This is a genomic window from Deltaproteobacteria bacterium, from assembly GCA_016874755.1.
Classification (GTDB): Bacteria; Desulfobacterota; Binatia; order UBA9968; family UBA9968; genus DP-20.
Map to the genome: position 1 here is coordinate 101,058 of VGTH01000012.1, position 17,033 is coordinate 118,090.

Annotated in this window: 22 protein-coding genes and 1 tRNA gene; 17 read left to right on the forward strand and 6 right to left on the reverse strand. The window is 56.9% G+C overall.

All coding sequences use genetic code 11. From position 1 onward, the window contains the following. Positions 1 to 8: 8 nt before the first annotated feature. On the forward strand, positions 9 to 1,205 hold the full coding sequence (locus tag FJ145_09755; protein MBM4261703.1) for a pyridoxal phosphate-dependent aminotransferase: 1,197 nt from the start codon (positions 9 to 11) through the stop codon (positions 1,203 to 1,205). Positions 1,206 to 1,209: 4 nt separating this feature from the next. On the opposite strand, the gene FJ145_09760 is transcribed toward FJ145_09755, so the two are convergent. Beyond that, complete coding sequence (locus FJ145_09760; protein ID MBM4261704.1) at positions 1,210 to 1,632, reverse strand: NUDIX hydrolase; 423 nt, start codon at positions 1,630 to 1,632, stop codon at positions 1,210 to 1,212. Positions 1,633 to 1,701: 69 nt separating this feature from the next. On the opposite strand from FJ145_09760, the gene FJ145_09765 reads away from it, so the two are divergent. The 3 genes from FJ145_09765 to FJ145_09775 all read left to right on the forward strand — a co-directional run bounded on the left by FJ145_09765 (position 1,702) and on the right by FJ145_09775 (position 3,119). Further along, positions 1,702 to 1,778: transfer RNA gene (locus FJ145_09765), tRNA-Met, on the forward strand. A 92-nt stretch (positions 1,779 to 1,870) separates the two neighbouring features. Beyond that, the gene (locus tag FJ145_09770) at positions 1,871 to 2,620 is read left to right on the forward strand and encodes a hypothetical protein (GenBank protein ID MBM4261705.1); all 750 of its coding nucleotides are present in this window, start codon (positions 1,871 to 1,873) and stop codon (positions 2,618 to 2,620) included. Further along, entirely contained in the window at positions 2,544 to 3,119 is a 576-nt protein-coding gene (locus tag FJ145_09775) for a DUF4124 domain-containing protein (protein ID MBM4261706.1), read from the forward strand. The genes FJ145_09770 and FJ145_09775 overlap by 77 nt, the downstream gene beginning before the upstream one ends. On the opposite strand, the gene FJ145_09780 is transcribed toward FJ145_09775, so the two are convergent. Continuing rightward, complete coding sequence (locus FJ145_09780) at positions 3,120 to 3,629, reverse strand: NYN domain-containing protein (GenBank protein MBM4261707.1); 510 nt, start codon at positions 3,627 to 3,629, stop codon at positions 3,120 to 3,122. 127 nt (positions 3,630 to 3,756) lie between these two features. On the opposite strand from FJ145_09780, the gene FJ145_09785 reads away from it, so the two are divergent. Genes FJ145_09785 through FJ145_09795 form a run of 3 tightly spaced genes read left to right on the forward strand, consistent with a single transcriptional unit; the run spans position 3,757 to position 5,709 of the window. Further along, positions 3,757 to 4,917, forward strand: coding sequence for an LL-diaminopimelate aminotransferase (locus FJ145_09785; GenBank protein MBM4261708.1), 1,161 nt, complete (start codon positions 3,757 to 3,759; stop codon positions 4,915 to 4,917). Continuing rightward, complete coding sequence (gene folK, locus FJ145_09790) at positions 4,857 to 5,447, forward strand: 2-amino-4-hydroxy-6-hydroxymethyldihydropteridine diphosphokinase (protein MBM4261709.1); 591 nt, start codon at positions 4,857 to 4,859, stop codon at positions 5,445 to 5,447. The genes FJ145_09785 and folK overlap by 61 nt, the downstream gene beginning before the upstream one ends. 28 nt (positions 5,448 to 5,475) lie before the next feature. Continuing rightward, positions 5,476 to 5,709 carry a hypothetical protein gene (locus FJ145_09795; protein ID MBM4261710.1) on the forward strand — a complete coding sequence of 78 codons (234 nt, stop codon included), beginning with the start codon at positions 5,476 to 5,478 and terminating at the stop codon, positions 5,707 to 5,709. Here FJ145_09795 and mpl read toward each other — a convergent pair. Genes mpl through FJ145_09810 form a run of 3 tightly spaced genes read right to left on the reverse strand, consistent with a single transcriptional unit; the run spans position 5,698 to position 9,187 of the window. Further along, positions 5,698 to 7,116, reverse strand: coding sequence for a UDP-N-acetylmuramate:L-alanyl-gamma-D-glutamyl-meso-diaminopimelate ligase (gene mpl, locus FJ145_09800; protein MBM4261711.1), 1,419 nt, complete (start codon positions 7,114 to 7,116; stop codon positions 5,698 to 5,700). The two genes, FJ145_09795 and mpl, sit on opposite strands and share 12 nt — an antisense overlap. Continuing rightward, the gene (locus tag FJ145_09805; GenBank protein ID MBM4261712.1) at positions 7,113 to 8,240 is read right to left on the reverse strand and encodes a serine hydrolase; all 1,128 of its coding nucleotides are present in this window, start codon (positions 8,238 to 8,240) and stop codon (positions 7,113 to 7,115) included. The genes mpl and FJ145_09805 overlap by 4 nt, the downstream gene beginning before the upstream one ends. Positions 8,241 to 8,251: 11 nt before the next feature. Further along, positions 8,252 to 9,187, reverse strand: a complete 936-nt coding sequence (locus tag FJ145_09810; protein MBM4261713.1) for an LD-carboxypeptidase — start codon at positions 9,185 to 9,187, stop codon at positions 8,252 to 8,254. A 258-nt stretch (positions 9,188 to 9,445) separates the two neighbouring features. Between FJ145_09810 and FJ145_09815 the strand changes: the two genes are divergently transcribed. From FJ145_09815 to FJ145_09860, 10 genes are all read left to right on the forward strand, one after another. Next, a complete protein-coding gene (locus FJ145_09815) occupies positions 9,446 to 9,721 on the forward strand; it encodes a DUF507 family protein (GenBank protein ID MBM4261714.1) in 276 nt (91 codons plus the stop codon). Continuing rightward, positions 9,721 to 9,993 (forward strand): DUF507 family protein, encoded by a 273-nt coding sequence (locus tag FJ145_09820; protein ID MBM4261715.1) that lies wholly within the window; start codon positions 9,721 to 9,723, stop codon positions 9,991 to 9,993. The genes FJ145_09815 and FJ145_09820 overlap by 1 nt, the downstream gene beginning before the upstream one ends. Positions 9,994 to 10,174: 181 nt before the next feature. Further along, entirely contained in the window at positions 10,175 to 10,465 is a 291-nt protein-coding gene (locus tag FJ145_09825) for a co-chaperone GroES (GenBank protein ID MBM4261716.1), read from the forward strand. A 30-nt stretch (positions 10,466 to 10,495) separates the two neighbouring features. Further along, positions 10,496 to 12,154, forward strand: coding sequence for a chaperonin GroEL (groL, locus tag FJ145_09830; protein MBM4261717.1), 1,659 nt, complete (start codon positions 10,496 to 10,498; stop codon positions 12,152 to 12,154). Between the two features lie 148 nt (positions 12,155 to 12,302). After that, the gene (locus FJ145_09835; protein ID MBM4261718.1) at positions 12,303 to 13,646 is read left to right on the forward strand and encodes a signal recognition particle protein; all 1,344 of its coding nucleotides are present in this window, start codon (positions 12,303 to 12,305) and stop codon (positions 13,644 to 13,646) included. 31 nt (positions 13,647 to 13,677) lie between these two features. Continuing rightward, complete coding sequence (rpsP, locus tag FJ145_09840) at positions 13,678 to 13,917, forward strand: 30S ribosomal protein S16 (GenBank protein MBM4261719.1); 240 nt, start codon at positions 13,678 to 13,680, stop codon at positions 13,915 to 13,917. A gap of 25 nt (positions 13,918 to 13,942) precedes the next feature. Continuing rightward, the gene (locus FJ145_09845) at positions 13,943 to 14,179 is read left to right on the forward strand and encodes a KH domain-containing protein (GenBank protein MBM4261720.1); all 237 of its coding nucleotides are present in this window, start codon (positions 13,943 to 13,945) and stop codon (positions 14,177 to 14,179) included. 12 nt (positions 14,180 to 14,191) lie between these two features. Beyond that, complete coding sequence (gene rimM / locus FJ145_09850; protein ID MBM4261721.1) at positions 14,192 to 14,704, forward strand: 16S rRNA processing protein RimM; 513 nt, start codon at positions 14,192 to 14,194, stop codon at positions 14,702 to 14,704. Positions 14,705 to 14,723: 19 nt separating this feature from the next. Continuing rightward, a complete protein-coding gene (gene trmD / locus FJ145_09855) occupies positions 14,724 to 15,995 on the forward strand; it encodes a tRNA (guanosine(37)-N1)-methyltransferase TrmD (protein ID MBM4261722.1) in 1,272 nt (423 codons plus the stop codon). A 17-nt stretch (positions 15,996 to 16,012) separates the two neighbouring features. After that, a complete protein-coding gene (locus FJ145_09860; GenBank protein ID MBM4261723.1) occupies positions 16,013 to 16,438 on the forward strand; it encodes a 50S ribosomal protein L19 in 426 nt (141 codons plus the stop codon). A gap of 4 nt (positions 16,439 to 16,442) precedes the next feature. On the opposite strand, the gene FJ145_09865 is transcribed toward FJ145_09860, so the two are convergent. Further along, entirely contained in the window at positions 16,443 to 16,817 is a 375-nt protein-coding gene (locus FJ145_09865) for a polymer-forming cytoskeletal protein (GenBank protein ID MBM4261724.1), read from the reverse strand. Between the last annotated feature and the right edge of the window lie 216 nt (positions 16,818 to 17,033).

Below are 17,033 nucleotides of genomic sequence, written 5' to 3' on the forward strand. Positions count from 1 at the left end.
TCCTCCGCATGACTCAACTAGCCGACCGCACCAAACTGATCAAGCCATCGGTCACCCTGGCGATCGCCGCCAAAGCCGGCAAGCTCCGCTCCGAGGGCGTCGACGTCGTGAATTTTTCTGCCGGCGAACCGGACTTCGACACGCCCGAACATATCAAGGCCGCCGCCATCGAAGCGCTGCGCAAAGGGCTGACCAAATACACCGATGTCAAAGGCATCGAGCCGCTGCGCCAGGCAGTCGTCGATAAATACAAAAACGAGTACAGCCTGGAGTATCGCAAAGACGACGTGCTGGTCAGCGTCGGCGCCAAACATTCGCTCTACAATTTGTTGCAAGCCACGGTGAACCCGGGCGACGAAGTGTTGATTCCGGCTCCCTATTGGGTGAGCTACGCCGACATGGCGCTCCTCGCCGGCGGCGTGCCCAAGTTGATCCCCACCGATGAGTCGACCGGCTTTCGCATCAAGGCCGCGCAGTTGGCGGCGGCGTTGACACCCAAGACACGCGTGTTCTTCTTGAATAGCCCGTGCAACCCCACCGGCGCGACCTACAATCGCGAAGAGCTAGTTGCTATTGCTGCGGTGCTACAAAAACACGACTGTCTGATTTTCGCCGACGACATCTACGAAAAAATCGTTTACGGCGATTTCCAGGGGCACAACATCGTCGCGCTCAATCCGGCTTTGCGCGAGCGCACGATTATTATCAATGGCGTATCGAAGACCTATGCGATGACCGGTTGGCGTATCGGCTATGCCATCGGTCCGAATGACGTCATTGCCGCAGCCGGCAAAATCCAAAGCCAGAGCACCTCGAATCCCACGTCCATCGCCCAATATGCCGCATTAGAAGCAATCCGTGGCGCGCAGGACGTGGTCACCCGCATGGTCGAGCAGTTTCACAAGCGGCGCGACGCGATCGTCGCCAAGCTCAACGGCATCGAAGGCATTACCTGCTTAAAACCCGAAGGCGCATTTTATGTGTTCCCGAACATCAGCGGCCTGCTCGGAAAAACTGCCAACGGCAAGAAACTCTCAACCCCCTGCGACGTAGCCGACTACTTTCTAGAGGAAGCCAAAGTCGCCGGCGTGCCGGGCGAAGATTTCGGCTCGCAGCAGCACATTCGTTTTTCCTACGCGACTTCGCTTGAAGACATTGAAAAAGGCTGCAACCGCATCGCGGCAGCGGTGGCAAAACTGAGCTGAGATCTCAAGGCCGCGGCCGCTGGCCGGTCTTTTTGTATTCGAAATACTCGCGCAGGATGCGCGGGTGATCGAAGACAATCGGACTCGGCAAATTATTTTCATTGAACACCCGCGCCACTTTGGCGTCGTCGGCGCCGCGCGGCGTGCCACTCGCCGTCGCAATGTAAACCGTGGCCAGCGTGTGATGACGCACATCGCGCTGCGGATCGGAGTAGGTGTAAAACTGCTCGACGAGGGTGACAGCCAACGATGTTTCCTCTTTGGCTTCGCGCACGGCCGCGGTCTCAAGGCTTTCGCCGTAGTCGACAAACCCTCCCGGCAGCGCCCAACCGTGCGGGATGTTTTTGCGCTCGATGAGCACGATTCCCTCGTGCAACTCGATGATAATGTCGACAGTGGGCAACGGATTGCGGAAATTTTCGGCCATTCTCTCTTCTCCTAACTTGACTCTCGGTGCGACGCAGGCTACATCTATCGTTCTAACATTCTTTTGTGTCGCGGGGTGGAGCAGTCTGGTAGCTCGCAAGGCTCATAACCTTGAGGTCCCGGGTTCAAATCCCGGCCCCGCAACCAGTTATTTTCGGGGATACCGTTGGCCGGTATCCCCTTTTTTTTGCGCGATCGTTGCCGCTAGCAAATGCCGCCCGTTGACGTCTAATGCTACCATGAGCTTGGTTCTCGGCAACTATTTCGCTAAGCTAGTCGGCGTGAAGAGGCGAAACGGCTGGAATATTTTGGCGGCGGCTGTGCTCGGCATGATATTTTTGCCGATGTTGGCCAGCGCCGCGCGTTACACGCCCAAGCAGCTCGATGCCTTTGCCACGCGGGTTGGCAAAACCTTTTGGGCCGTACCGCTGGACAATCGACTGCCGACTTTTTATGCCAGACCGGCGGCCAACGCGCCTGCATTTCAGCCCAAAGCGAACGAGGCGTTTGATATTACCGAACTCGTCGGCCGCGCCACTGACAACCCATTCTACAAGGTCCACTTCGAATCCGGTAAAGACGGCTACATTCGACCCGAAGCATTTCACGAACATCTCAACGCGACCATCGTCACTCAAGATCCGCTTGCCAATGAGCGGCTCAAGGGAGAGCAGGCTGAGGCCGAAGAAAGCCAGCGGGTCGAATGGATCAAGTCGCAACCCTGGTCGGCGGCCATGAAAGAGGCCGCGCTCAAGCGCCAACCGATCGCCGGGCTAAACACCTTCGAGGTGCGAAAGATCATGGGGGAGCCGGTGCGGGTAACCCGCACGCGCAGCGCCACCAACACAGGTGCAGCCAAGCCAAACAGAAACCAGGTAAGCAACAGCAACCAACGTGAAGAGCAATGGCTCTATGCCGATGGATCGATCTTGGTATTCAACGGCGGATTGCTGTCACGGATCGATGCGGCGCCACCGGCGCAAAAATAATCAATCACAATCGAGGCGCACCATGATCAAACTAACACTGATTGCCCTGTGCTTGTTTGCTTCGGCTGTGGCCGCCGCAAGTGCCGATCTCTACCAATGGACCGATGCGCAGGGTGTCGTCCATTTTAGCGACAACCCTCAGGCGGTACCGAAAGAAATGCGCGGCAGCGCTCAAGTGAAAGTGCGCAAGGACTTTTTCACGATCACGTTAAAGGCGGCGCCGGCGCCGGCCACACAGGCCGAATCTTCAACGACCAGCGCTAGCAATCCCCACGCGTCGGCCAACGTGCACCCCGCTCCAGAGACTCCGCTACAAGTGATTTACGCGCCGCAGGAAAGCACCGTCGTGGTCATTAACAACGGCGGACACCGCGCCAAGCATCATCACTATCAACCTTGCCATGGCTGCGCGCCGGCGTTTCGTGCCGATTTCAACGATCGCCGCTACGTGCATCCCAGTGTCTTCAGTGGCGGTGCGCGTCAATACATTCGGCCGTAGCTAGCCAACGCGCAATTTCTTCAGTTTGTCCTGACGATTTCTTTCCGCCTTGGAAAGTTGCCGCGGGTTGCCTTTTTTAGCCCTTGCCTGCTTGTCATCGCCATCGTTGCCAGAATCTTCAAGTGTGTGCTCGACGCTGCGAAGAATTCGATTGAATTCGTCGGCATAGATTGCAACCGCGCCGAAACGCTCCACGGCGCTGCGAATCTCGCGGTCCGAGGTCACCACCACGCAGCCGCTGCCTTTTTCTTTGGCGAGGCGCACGACGACCGCGTCAGCTTTTTCGCCGTAGCGTGAATAGACGATGCGCAGGCCTTCGCGTTTTTCTTCGGTTTCTTTTCCAGAGCCAGTTTGCCAGCCATCGAAAACGATCGTAATCGCGAAGTTTTTGAGTCTCTGATAGGCCGCAACCTGTTGAATCAACCAATTGCGCTTGTGTTCAAGCGCGCCTTGCATGCCGCGCTCGGCGCCGATCGCGTTGTAGCCGTCAACGATGACATCCATGCCCATAAGCTTAATAATTGGTTCGAGATTATCAACAAAATTTACAGTTTTTTCGCAAGGTTGTTAAAAGCACAAAAAACATGTAAATACAGAGCGACTTTTCAACGGAAGGTGAAGCAAATTGCCGCTCAGCATAAAAAAAGCTAGACGAATCAACGACTTACCCCCCTACCTTTTCGCTGAGATCGATCGCAAAAAACGTCAGGCCATCGCCAAGGGGGTCGATATCATCGACCTGGGTATCGGCGACCCGGACATTCCCACCCCGACGCCTGTCGTCGAGAAGCTTGTCGAATGCGCCACCAAACCCGCTAATCATCGCTATCCGAACAGCTCGGGCATGGGTGAGTTTCGCGAGGCGGTGGCGAGCTGGTATCAACGCCGCTTTAACGTCAAGCTCGATCCCGCAAAGGAAGTCTGCTCGCTGATCGGCTCGAAAGAAGGCATTGGCAATATGGCGGTGGCTTTCGTCGACCCTGGCGACGTGGTCCTGGTGTCGAGCCCCTGCTATCCGGTCTATCACATCGGCACAGCGTTCAACGGCGGCAAGAACTATTTTTTGCCGCTGCGCAAGGAAAACAAATTCTTGCCCGACCTGGATTCGATTCCGGCCGATGTGGCCAAACAGGCGAAACTACTTTGGATCAACTATCCGAACAACCCCACCGCAGCCGTAGCAGACAAAGACTTCTATAAGAAGGTCATCGACTTCGCGAACAAATACAACGTCATTGTCTGCCACGACGCCGCCTACACCGAGATGGGCTACGACGGCTATCGGCCCATGAGTTTTCTCGAACTGGATGGAGCTAAAGAAGTCGGCATCGAGTTTCATTCGCTGTCAAAGACCTTCAACATGACCGGTTGGCGCATCGGCATGGCGGTGGGCAATCCCGACATTGTCGGCGGCCTGGCCCAGGCGAAATCGAATTTGGACTCGGGCATTTTTCAATCGGTCCAGGAAGCCGGCATCGAAGCGCTGCGCCTCGGCGATGCCATTGTCGACCCGTCGCGCAGGATCTATCAGGAGCGGCGCGATATATTGGTCGACGGACTGCGCGCCGTCGGTCTGCAATGCGAAAAGCCCAAGGCGACATTTTACGTTTGGGTCGAGTGCCCTAGAGGACTCTCGTCCGCAGATTTCACAACCAAGCTTTTAGAAGACGCTGGCGTCGTAACAACACCGGGCAATGGCTTCGGCGAAGCCGGCGAAGGGTTTGTAAGGTTCACCGTTTGCGTCGACAAAGAAAGGTTGAAGGAGGTCGCGGAAAGAATCCGGCGCGTGAAACTCTAAGGAATCTTTCTCACGAAACAGGCTCCGTGGCCAACGCCGTAGCCCATCAAGTATACGTCGGTATCGGCTCCAACATTGGGGACCGGAAAGAAAATTTTCTGGAAGCCTTGACCCGGCTCGCCAAGCTGCCCGACACCAAGATTCTCAAAGAGTCCTCGCTCTATGAGAGCGAGCCGCTCGGGGAGTCGAAGGACTGGTACGTCAACGGCGCCATCGAGATCGAGACCAAATTCAAGCCCGACATGCTGCTCAAAAAATTCCAGAACATTGAGCGGACGATGGGCCGCAAAAAGGTCAAAAAACGCTGGGGCGCACGCATCATCGATCTCGACATTCTGTTGTTCGATGCCTTGGTCGTGAAGAAAAAAACTCTGCGCATCCCCCACCCGGAAATCGTCAACCGCAAATTTGTCCTGGTGCCGTTGAGTGAAATTGCGCCGCAGTTGATCCATCCCGAGCTCGGCGTGACGATTTCAGAATTGTTGATCCACGCCAAGGACACCAAAAAGATTCACCTCTTCCACTCTTGAATTAAAGCACAGCGCACAGGGAAGGTCGTTGCTACTTCGACTGATCGTACTAGTTCTGGTCTGCTACGTTTTGATGTGCGTCATCAGGGCGTATTTCAACAATCGCCGCGCGGGCCGGAGGCCAGCTTCGGTGTCGGCCGAAGGCGAAGACATGGTACAGGACCCGCAGTGCTTGAGCTACCTGCCCAAGAGCGATGCGATCTCACAAGCGGGAAAATACTTTTGCAGCAAAGATTGCGCGAACCTCTACCTAACACGCTAGCGCCTGCAGGATCTTTTCATGAATGCCGTCAAAGCCGCCGTTTGACATAACCAAGATCAAATCGCGGGCGGTGGCGTGCTGAGCCAAGTGCTCGGCGATGTCCTCGGCACGGTCAATGCGCAGCGCCGAGCCCACGCGCAGTTGATTGACTCCGGACACCACGCGATCCACCGACAATCGATCGGCTTCGGGAATTTTTTCCGGCTGATACAAGTCGGCAACGATCGTCCGTTCGGCATGGCTCAAGGCCTCGGCAAATTCCTTTTCGAAAATTTTTCGCCGGCTGGTGGCGCTGCGCGGCTCAAAGACCGCCCACACTCGGCGTCCTGAATACGCCTGTTGAACGGCGTCGATGGTTTCACGCACAGCTGTCGGGTGGTGGGCAAAGTCATCCATCACCAACACCTCACGCCTTTCGCCGCGCACCTCCTGGCGGCGCTTGACGCCTTCGAACGTCGCAAAGCCGTCGAGGATCCGGCTGCGCTCCATGCCCAGGGCGCGCGCCATGGCGTAAACTGCCAAGGCGTTCTGGACATTGTGGCGGCCGATCAATGCCGCTTCGACACGGCCTTCCGAGGAGCCGCGGTAGCAGGGTTCGAAGAAACTCCGGCCACTGCGCATCTCGAGGTTTTTGATTGTCCAGTCGCAGTCCGCCGCCGATCCGTACGCCGCCGTGCGGCACTTGGCCAACGCCGCCACTTCCAAGCCCGCGGGATAATCGCCGCAGACGACGAGCTGCCCGTCTTGCGGGATGATTTCCATCAGGCGGCGAAACGATTGCTTGAGATGATCTAGATCTCGGTAGATATCCGCGTGATCGAACTCGACGCTGGTCAAAATCACTTGTCGCGGCCGATAGTGCAGAAACTTGGGACCCTTGTCGAAGAATGCGGTGTCGTACTCGTCCCCTTCCAGGACCACATGGTTGCCGTCGCCGGTGCGCCAGCCGCTGCCATAGTTCACAGGCACACCGCCGACGAAATAACCGGGCGCCAAACCGGCCTGGTCGAGCACCCAAGCAGCAAGCGCAGTGGTGGTCGTTTTGCCATGGGTTCCAGCAACCACCAACGCTTGCCGCTCTCCGATCAAGAACTCGCCGAGCGCCTGAGGAAACGACATGTAGGGCAGGTTCTGCGCGAGCACGGCTTCAGCCTCAGGATTACCTCGCGAAACCGCGTTGCCGATGATGACGAGATCGGGGTGCGGCACGACATGCTCGGCACGAAAGCCGGGCTCCACCGCGATGCCAATGCTCGCCAAATAGGTGCTCATGGGCGGGTAAACGTTCTGGTCCGAGCCAGTGACGCGGTAGCCCTGGGCCTGCAACAGCCCCGCCAGAGATGCCATGCCGACTCCACAGATTGCGATCAGATGGATGTGACTACCGGCGGCGGGCCGTTGGTTCATGGAAAAAGTGCTTTCATAATAAGGTCGTGGATCAGTGGGCGGAACTCGCGGATCTTTTCGTTTTTGCGGGTCGGATGGACGCGGTTCGTGAGCAAGATAACGTGACAATTCTTTTGCAGGTCCCACCAAACCGAGGTGCCGGTGAAACCGAGATGACCGACGGAACGGGGCGAAAAATAACTGCCGCTCGATGAACCGCTCGGCGAGGGCGTGTCCCAGCCCAGCGCATAGGTCGAGTTGGCAACCGACATATCGCGCGACAAAAATTCTTCTAGAACCGAAGCCGGCAGAAACTCGTCCTGACCGTGCAGGCAGCGGTTCAAGCGCGCCAGCAGATTGTGAATATCGCGCGCCGAGGCAAAAAGACCCGCATGTCCCGCAACTCCGCCCATGGCGTAGGCGTTATCATCGTGCACTTCGCCGCAGAGAACCTTTTTGCGCCAGGGACAGTGCTCCGTCGGCGCGATCATCTCGACGACTGGCTTGAGGCGTCGCGTGCGCAACTGGCTCAAATCGACGAAGGCGATCGAGCGCAGCGCCAGTGGCTTGAAAATCCGCTCCCGGCAAAAGCGATCCAAGGGCAAGCCGCTGATGATCTCAACCATCTCCGCCAGCAGCATGAAGCCAAGATCGCTATAGAGCAGCTGCGTCCCCGGGGCGCTCAGCGGTTTCTCGCGGTGAATCTCGCCAAGCACCCAATTCTTTGCCGCTTGGCTGGCGACAAAGTTAATGCGGCCGGCTTTTTCGTTCTTGGCGATCATCTCGTAGAACGGCTTATGGGCCGGCAATCCGGAGGTATGATTCAATAGCTGGCGAAACGTGGTCGCGCTCTTGCCGAAGACGCCAAACATCGGCACGAAACGGGTCACCTGATCGTCGAGACGAATTTTTCTCTCGCGCACGAGCAGCATGATCGCCAGCGTGGTCGCCAGCGGCTTGGTGAGCGAGGCCAAATCGTAGATTGTCTGGGGCACGAGCGGACTTTTTTCCGGAACCAAAGAGCGAAAGCCAAAGACCTGCTCATAAAGAATTTCGTCGCCGGCACCGACCAACAATGACGCACCGGGAAAGACGCCGTCGGCAACGGCGTCTTGGAAGGCTTTCTCTACGGCTTCAAAGTCCATCAATTTTGTCGTTACTGGCGCACCGGCGACTCAAGCAAAGCAAGACGCGCGTTGTCGCCGTCAAGGCGCATGGCAACACCCAATGGCAGGGTTAAGTTCTCGTCGCCGTGGCCGGCCGCCAAGCCCATCACCACGGGATAGGGCGCGCCGTCGAAAATCTCGGCGACGATCGCACCGATATCCCGCGGACCGCTGGCGTCGCAGTCAGTGAAATCGCCCAACACCACACCCGCCAATGCGGCGAATTTCCCGGCCAACTTGAGCTGGGTCAACAGCCGCTCCAAACGATAGGGCTTTTCGCCGACGTCTTCGAGAAACAATATATGCCCGCGCGTGTCGATCTCATAGGGCGTACCCAGGGAGGCCGCCAGCAGGGTCAAACACCCGCCCATGAGCGGCGCTTCGGCGACGCCGGGGCGAATCACTCGACCCAACGGAAGGTTCCACTGTGATTCGACGGCGCCGGTCAAGGTGCCCCAAAACTGTTGATGGGTGCGACCGCTGATCCCCTTCGCTAAGTCCATGGCAACCATGGGCGCGTGAAACGCCACCATCGCGCGATATTGGTAAAACCAGTTGAGTAGCGTCGTAATGTCGCTGTAGCCGGCGAATATTTTCACCGGAATTTTTCTCTCTTGCGCCAACAGCGGCAACAGCTGCATGGAGCCGAAACCACCGCGGGCACAAAAAATCCCGTCGACGTCGTCGCGGCGAAAGGCCTGAAGGAGATCGCGCGCGCGCAGCCGCTCATCACCGGCGAGATAGGCTTTACGCGCCAAGACATCGTCCGACCAAACCGGCTCGAAGCCTTGGCTGCGAATCGCCTCGATCCCCGCCATAAGCTCAGTTTCGCGGACGCAGCCGGCCGGTGCCACGATTGCTATGCGGCTACCGGTGCGTAGAGGCGCAGGCTTATGCACAACCAACGGGCTTTTCGGCCTTTTCATGGGACTGTTGAAAACCCAGCTCCCAGCCCGGTTGTGGACAACCGTCTCTGGCGCCGTGATTCGTTTCTCAAGCAGTTTGTAACGGAAATCGTATATTTGCAAAAAAGCAGCGGTTTCACAAGTTTTTTTCGCCCACACCGTCAGGTCTGGGCGCTGGTTGACACCCCACGCGGACACGGCTAGAACAATGCTAAACGAATTCTGCAGCGGGCTTTTCCACAACCGATTGGTGAATTGTCCACAGCTTGTGCACAAGCTATGAAAATCAAGCCGGACCAATTAGAACGCCTAGCGCAAGTGGTGCTGGCCCGCTATAAGAGCAAAGAACTGCTGGTCAGCAAATGCTCAGAAGAGCAGCTCAAGGGGCAGATCATCGCAACGGTGGCGCAGAACTTCAACGAAGAGGAAGCCATCGAGGAAGAAGCGCGCAAGCTCTTGGCCGGCCATCCGCAGGCGGGCCGTGAGATCGACTCCTATAAGATGTTCCTATTGGCGAAACAAAAATTGGCGCAGAAGAAGGGCTTTGTTCTGTAATGCATCTTTCGGAAAGCCGGCTGTCTCACCTCGCTCATCTGATTGTCAACGGGCTGCGCCAAGGCGGGCTCGTGCAATTTCCCAGCGAGGGCCGCGCGTTGGCGGAAACCAAACAAGCGCTGCACGAATTTTTTCAGCGCGAGGACAACGTTGACGAGATCGTGCGGAAAAAGATCCAATCGCTTTCCCGTCCCGTGCCGGTGGGCAGCCGCGAGTACGATATTCTGTACCGCAAGTACTTCGAGGAGGAGAGCCGTAAGCAGCGCCGGTAGTTAAGCGCCCAGCCGCCGCCAGTGAATCGCAAGATTTTTCTGCTAAAACCTTGACTTGAGACGATTCATGCTTAGATTGACGGGCGTTCGTGCGGTTTGGCCCCCGGGCCGCGACTCTACTCCGACGGGCAAAGTTTTTTAAAATCATATATTTAAATTCATTTTTGAAAGGAGGCAGGAAGTGAAAATTAGGCCTTTACAGGATCGGGTCATCGTCAAGAGAATTGCGGAAGAGGAGAAAACCGCTGGGGGGATCATCATCCCCGACACGGCAAAAGAAAAACCCCAAGAAGGTAAGGTCATAGCCGTTGGCAAGGGCAAAGTCAGCGACGATGGCAAGATCACTCCGCTCGACGTCAAGGTCAACGACCGCGTGCTCTTCGGCAAATACTCAGGCAGCGACATCAACATTGATGGCGAAGAACATTTGATTATGCGTGAGGAAGACATCCTCGGTATTGTCGAAAAGTAACTTTCAAAACGAATTTAGGAGGAAGCAGAGATGGCAGCGAAAATAGTAAAGTTTAACCGCGACGCGCGCGATGCGATTCTCAAGGGCGTCAACATTCTCGCCGACGCCGTGACCGTCACCCTTGGCCCCAAAGGCAGAAACGTCGTGCTGGACAAATCCTTCGGCGCACCCAACGTCACCAAAGACGGCGTCACCGTCGCCAAAGAAGTCGAGCTCGAAGACAAGTTCGAGAACATGGGCGCGCAAATGGTCAAAGAAGTCGCGAGCAAGACCTCCGACGTTGCCGGCGACGGCACCACCACCGCGACCGTGTTGGCGCGGCAAATTTTCGCCGAAGGCGTCAAGCTGGTCGCCGCCGGCCATGATCCGATGACGCTCAAGCGCGGCATCGACAAAGCGGTCAACGCCATGATCGGCGAACTGAAAGATCTCTCCAAGCCGACCAAAGACCAAAAAGAAATCGCCCAGGTGGGCACCATAGCGGCGAACAATGACTCGACCATCGGCGACGTCATTGCCGAAGCGATGAATAAAGTCGGCAAAGAAGGCGTCATCACCGTCGAAGAAGCCAAAGGTTTAGAGACCACGCTCGACGTCGTCGAAGGCATGCAGTTCGACCGCGGTTATCTCTCCCCCTATTTCGTCACCGATCCGGAAAGAATGGAATGCGTGCTGGAAAATCCTTACCTGTTGATCCACGAAAAAAAGATCAGCACGATGAAGGATATCCTGCCGATCCTCGAACAGATCGCCAAGTCCGGCAAGCCTTTCATCATCATCGCCGAAGAGATCGAAGGCGAAGCGCTGGCGACGCTGGTCGTCAATAAGATTCGCGGCACGCTACAATGCGTTGCGGTCAAAGCCCCGGGCTTTGGCGACCGGCGCAAAGCGATGTTGGAAGATATCGCGATTCTCACCGGCGGCAAACTGATCGCCGAAGAGTTGGGCATCAAGCTTGACAACATTGGCCTCAATGACTTGGGCCGCGCCAAACGGGTGGTCGTCGACAAAGACAACTCGACGATCGTCGACGGCGCCGGCAAGAAGTCGGACCTCGAAGGGCGTATCAAACAGATCCGCGCGCAAATCGATGAGACCACCTCGGATTACGACCGCGAAAAACTGCAAGAACGCTTGGCCAAATTGATTGGCGGCGTCGCCGTCATCAACGTCGGCGCGGCCACCGAAGTCGAAATGAAAGAGAAGAAAGCCCGCGTCGAAGATGCGCTGCATGCGACCCGCGCGGCCGTAGAAGAAGGCATTGTGCCGGGGGGCGGAGTCGCTCTGCTGCGCACCTCTTCGGTTCTCGATAAACTGCGCGTCTCGGAAGAAGAAAGATGGGGCGTTAACATTATCAAGCGCGCTGCCGAAGAGCCGCTGCGCCGCATCGCCGGCAATGCCGGCGTCGAGGGCTCCATCGCCCTGCAAAAAGTCCGCGAGGGCAAAGGCTCCTTCGGCTTCAACGCCGCTTCAGAAGAATACGGAGACCTGCTCAAGGCCGGCATCATCGATTCGGCCAAGGTCGTGCGCACGGCGCTGCAAAACGCTGCGTCGGTGGCTAGCATGCTCTTGACCACTGAGGCGATGGTCGCCGAGAAGCCGGACGACAAGCCGGCGATGCCGCCAATGCCGGGCGGTGGTGGCATGGGCGGAATGGGTGGTATGGGCGGCATGGGCGGCATGATGTAACGTAACTCCCGTTAGTCAAAGCCCGCTAGGTCTTTCGTGGATCTAGCGGGCTTTGTTTTTGGCGCACTCTAACTTCGCCTTGACTCCCCTCTTGTTTCATATTAATTTACCTTTTCCCTGAAATTATCAGTGTTTAGCCTGGCGTTGCATGTTTGAATCACTGACCGAAAAACTCGAGCTCACCTTTAAGCGGCTGCGCGGCCAGGGCAAGATCAATGAGAAGAACATCGACGACGCGCTGCACGACGTGCGTTTGGCGCTGCTCGAAGCCGATGTGCACATCACGGTGGTCCGATCTTTTCTTGACACGGTCAAGAAAAAGGCCCTCGGTCAAGAAGTCCTGCTGAGCCTGACTCCCGAACAGCAGTTCATCAAAATCGTTCGCGACGAATTGATCGAGCTGCTGGGCGGTGAGTACAAAGAGTTCGATCTAAAGACCGCGCCCCCCGCTGTTATCATGTTGGTCGGCCTACAAGGTTCCGGCAAAACCACCACGGTTGCCAAGCTGGCGCGCCATTTGAAAAAAGACAAGAAGCGCAGCCCCTACTTGGTGCCCGCCGACATCTACCGTCCCGCGGCCATCGAGCAGCTCCAGATTCTTGGACGTGAGCTTGAGCTGCCGGTGCATGATTCCAATGCCAACGATTCACCCGTGACGATTTGCCAGCAGGCCCTCGATGCCGCGAGAAAGCGCTTCTGCGATGTGCTGCTGATCGACACTGCGGGCCGCCTGCACATCGATGATGAGCTGATGCAGGAGTTGAACGCCATCAAGTCAGCGGTCAAACCGCACCAGATTTTGTTCGTCGCCGACTCGATGACCGGTCAAGACGCAGTCAATCAAGCGATGGGGTTTGACGGCAAACTTGGCTTAACCGGCATCATTCTCACCAAGCTCGATGGCGATGCGCGCGGCGGCGCGGCCCTGTCGGTGCGCCAGATGGTGGGTAAACCGATTCTGTTCACCGGCGTCGGTGAGAAGCTCGAGGCGCTCGACATTTTTTATCCCGACCGTTTAGCTTCGCGCATTCTTGGCATGGGCGACGTGCTCTCTTTGATCGACAAAGTGCAGCAAAACGTCGAACAGAAAGAAGCCGAGAAGCTGCAAAAAGCGTTTCTCAAGCAACAATTTACCCTGGAAGAGTTTCAGACCCAGCTGCAACAAATCAAGCGCATGGGATCGATGGGCAGCTTGTTGGAGATGATTCCTGGCGGAAAAAAGCTGGCGTCCCAAGTCGATGCGGATAAAGCTGAAGTCGAGCTGAAAAGGGTCGACGCCATCATCAATTCGATGACCCGCCAAGAGCGGCGCGATCCGTCGCTCTTAAACGGCAGCCGGCGCAAGCGCATCGCCGATGGCAGCGGCACGACAGTGACCGACGTGAACCGCCTGATGAAGCAATTCATGGAAATGAAAAAAATGATGCAACAGGTGGGCAAGATGGGCGGCATGCGCTCATTATTTGGCAAGATGCCCAATCCGTTCCAATAAAGGGCAAAACTAGACGTCTAAAGGAGCAGGCATGAGTGTAGTTATCCGACTAAGCCGACACGGCGCAAAAAAACGTCCCTATTATCGCGTCGTTGTTAGCGATCAACGGTTCCCGCGCGATGGCCGATACATCGAGCAATTAGGCACCTATGACCCGCGCGTAAGCGGCGGCTTGAAGCTCGATGATGAAAAAATCGCTAGCTGGATCGCCAAAGGCGCGCAACCGAGCCAGACCGTCTCCGAGCTGATCAAGAAGAAGAAAGCCAGCTAGATCGACAACAGGAGGGCCCGCCCTCATGAAGGAACTGGTTCAGTACCTGGCAAAGTCTTTGGTGAGTAACCCCGATGCCGTCGAGGTCAAGGAGACTGAACGCGATTCCGCGTCGGTGCTCGAGCTCAAAGTCGCCAAAGAGGATCTCGGTAGGATCATCGGGAAGCAAGGGCGGACGGCCAAATCGATCCGGACGATCTTAAACGCCGCGGCGTCCCGCTCCAACCGCAAGGTTATTCTCGAAATTCTCGAAGAAGAGTGACATAAAGACCAGGTGTCCGATCAGCTGGTTCCCCTTGGCGAGATTGTCGCCACCCACGGCCTGAAAGGCTGGCTGAAACTCAATCCGTTTAACACCCAGAGCGCAGCGCTCGCTGATGCGGGTGCTGTGATTCTCGAAAAAGGCGGCGGTCACGCGTGCTACGAGCTGGAAGCAAGCCAAACGCACAAACGCCAATGGCTGATTAAGCTCAAGACCATCGATCAAATCGAGCAGGCGGAGCCATTGATTGGCGCTCGCCTGTGCATCGATGAAGCACAACTGTCCAAGCCGGCATCAGGTGAGTACTACCTTTATCAAGCCGTCGGCTTTGAGGTTTTCGATTTGCACCATCAGCGCATCGGCGTGATTACCGGCACATGGTCCACCGCGGGCGGCGAGCTTTACGTGATCCAGGGTCCCGAGAAAGAACATCTGATCCCGGCGGTCAAAGAGATCGTCGAGAAAGTCGATTTCGCTGCGCGCCGCGTTATCATCAATCCTCCCGAAGGGCTCCTCGATCTCTAAATCAGGCAGTGCCTGCGCCATGCTCAAGTTCACCGTCCTCACCTTGTTCCCGGAGATGTTTGCTTCGCCGTTGCGTCATAGCATTCTCAAGAAAGCCCAAGAAAAAAATCTCCTCGCCGTCGATCTGGCCAACATTCGCGACTATGCCGCCGATAAACACCACGTCACCGATGACTACCCCTACGGCGGCGGCCAGGGCATGGTGATGAAGCCGGAGCCGTTGGTCGCCGCCATCGAGGCGGCACGGCGCGCCGAGCTTCGTTCCCGTGTGATTTTGCTATCGCCCACCGGTGCGGTCTTCAATCACGCCGCGGCGGCGCGCTTGGCCGGCGAGCAACACGTGGTGCTCGTCTGCGGCCGCTACGAGGGCGTCGATGAACGGGTCAAAGCCTTTGTCGACGAAGAACTTTCCATCGGCGACTATACTTTGAGCGGCGGCGAACCGGCCGCCACAGTGGTCATCGACGCGGTGGCGCGCTTGCTGCCTGGTGTGCTCGGCAACGAACAATCGCCCGTCGACGATTCCTTTAGCAGCGGGCTGTTGGAATATCCTCAGTACACCCGTCCGGAAGAGTTTCGCGGCATGAAAGTTCCCGACGTGCTGCTTTCAGGCGATCATGAACGGATCAAAGGGTGGCGTCGTGAGGCAAGCCTGGCGCTAACCCAAGAACGGCGCCCCGATCTGCTGGCCAGCACTCCGCTAGGCGAGCGCGAACCCGTCGTGGGCGACCGCCACGCGCCCATCTACGCGGCGCTTGTCCATTACCCGGTTTACGATAAGAACCGTCAAGTCGTCACCACCGCCGTCACCAACATGGACATCCATGACATTACTCGAGCCGGCCGGACCTATGGACTCAAAGGCTTCTACGTCGTCACACCCGTCAAGGCGCTGCAGAAACTTTCGCTGAAAATCATCGAGCATTGGGAAGTCGGCTATGGCAGCCAATACAACACCACGCGCAAGGAGGCCCTGGCGCTAGCGCGCATCGCCAATGACCTGGACGAGACCGTGCGCGACATTGAGCGCGAAACCGGCGCCCGACCGAAGCTGGTGATGACCTCCGCCCGTGAGGGTGGAACGCGCACCTCTTTCAGTAAAATGAAAGACGTGTTACAAAGGTCAACTCAGCCGTTTTTGATCGTTTTCGGCACTGGATGGGGATTGACCGAAACCGTCGTCGAGCAAGCCGATTATTTTCTCGATCCGATAGAGGGCGGCACCGATTATAACCACTTGTCAGTCCGTTCCGCGGCGGCGATCGTGATGGATCGGCTGTTGGGACAATAAAGAATCAGGAGCTTGTCATGAATATCGTTGCGCAACTCGAAGCTGAGCAATCGAAGGCGGAATTGCCAAAATTACGCCCCGGCGAAACCGTGCGGGTGCATCTCAGGATCATTGAAGAAGCCATTGTCGAGGCGGCGATTTCGAAGACAGCCAAAGCCGCAAAGGCGGCCACCGTTGATACCAGCAAAGACCGCAAAGAGCGCATCCAGGTTTTCGAAGGCACGGTGATCGCGCTGGCCGGCCGCAGCAATCGCGCCACTTTTACAGTGCGCAAGATATCCTACGGCGTCGGGGTCGAACGGGTTTTCCCCCTGCATTCCCCGCGCATCGAAAAAATCGAAGTGATGAGCCGCGGCAAGGTGCGGCGCGCCAAGCTGTACTATCTGCGCGAACGCACCGGTAAAGCAGCGCGCCTGGTGACCGACGATCGCGCCGCTCAGTAATGCTTTAGGACGAGCGCGCTCCGAGAATTTCGCCACTGCCGTCGAAAACGCCGCCGGGATGGACTTTGAGTTCGCCCGCCTTGGCGTCGCCCTTGAACTTGCCGCCGGGCATTATCTCGAAACATCCCATCACCTGAACGTTGCCTGACAGCTCGCCTTCCAGCTGGAGCTGTCGGGCGTAGATATTGGCGTCCACTTTGGCGTGGATGCCCAATACCAGTAGATCACTGGCTTTGACCTCACCGCTAAAGCGGCTGTCGATTTTGACCGGCAGGCTGTAACTGAGCTTCCCGGAGATCGATGAATCCTGAAACAACACAGTCCGCGGTCCGTTCCCCTGGGCGTACATTGGATTGTCTTGGTCGTGTCCGTTGGCCATGCGCTAAGCTCTTTCTCGAAAGTTGCTTACCATAACACCTATGCTTTAGTGGTGCATTGCGCAAGTACTTTATCACTACAATCATTCCTGTGGAGCCGTTGTCAATAGGTGTGTAAAAAGATACTAGGCGGCGACCCTCATCTCTTTGCCATTGTCATACTTCGTCCCGCGCGCTACTTTTCCGACAAGCTGTGGTGCGTTCAGTTTGCGGAAGCT

Coding starts and splice junctions, on each gene's coding strand:
- trmD (MBM4261722.1), top strand. CDS start 14,724: ATGCTCAAGTTCACCGTCCTCACCTTGTTCCCGGAGATGTTTGCTTCG.
- FJ145_09805 (MBM4261712.1), bottom strand. CDS start 8,240: ATGGACTTTGAAGCCGTAGAGAAAGCCTTCCAAGACGCCGTTGCCGAC.
- rpsP (MBM4261719.1), top strand. CDS start 13,678: ATGAGTGTAGTTATCCGACTAAGCCGACACGGCGCAAAAAAACGTCCC.
- groL (MBM4261717.1), top strand. CDS start 10,496: ATGGCAGCGAAAATAGTAAAGTTTAACCGCGACGCGCGCGATGCGATT.
- mpl (MBM4261711.1), bottom strand. CDS start 7,116: ATGAACCAACGGCCCGCCGCCGGTAGTCACATCCATCTGATCGCAATC.
- FJ145_09820 (MBM4261715.1), top strand. CDS start 9,721: ATGCATCTTTCGGAAAGCCGGCTGTCTCACCTCGCTCATCTGATTGTC.
- FJ145_09760 (MBM4261704.1), bottom strand. CDS start 1,632: ATGGCCGAAAATTTCCGCAATCCGTTGCCCACTGTCGACATTATCATC.
- FJ145_09755 (MBM4261703.1), top strand. CDS start 9: ATGACTCAACTAGCCGACCGCACCAAACTGATCAAGCCATCGGTCACC.
- FJ145_09860 (MBM4261723.1), top strand. CDS start 16,013: ATGAATATCGTTGCGCAACTCGAAGCTGAGCAATCGAAGGCGGAATTG.
- FJ145_09810 (MBM4261713.1), bottom strand. CDS start 9,187: ATGAAAAGGCCGAAAAGCCCGTTGGTTGTGCATAAGCCTGCGCCTCTA.
- FJ145_09775 (MBM4261706.1), top strand. CDS start 2,544: ATGCCGATGGATCGATCTTGGTATTCAACGGCGGATTGCTGTCACGGA.
- FJ145_09835 (MBM4261718.1), top strand. CDS start 12,303: ATGTTTGAATCACTGACCGAAAAACTCGAGCTCACCTTTAAGCGGCTG.
- FJ145_09780 (MBM4261707.1), bottom strand. CDS start 3,629: ATGGGCATGGATGTCATCGTTGACGGCTACAACGCGATCGGCGCCGAG.
- FJ145_09865 (MBM4261724.1), bottom strand. CDS start 16,817: ATGGCCAACGGACACGACCAAGACAATCCAATGTACGCCCAGGGGAAC.
- FJ145_09845 (MBM4261720.1), top strand. CDS start 13,943: ATGAAGGAACTGGTTCAGTACCTGGCAAAGTCTTTGGTGAGTAACCCC.
- FJ145_09815 (MBM4261714.1), top strand. CDS start 9,446: ATGAAAATCAAGCCGGACCAATTAGAACGCCTAGCGCAAGTGGTGCTG.
- FJ145_09770 (MBM4261705.1), top strand. CDS start 1,871: ATGAGCTTGGTTCTCGGCAACTATTTCGCTAAGCTAGTCGGCGTGAAG.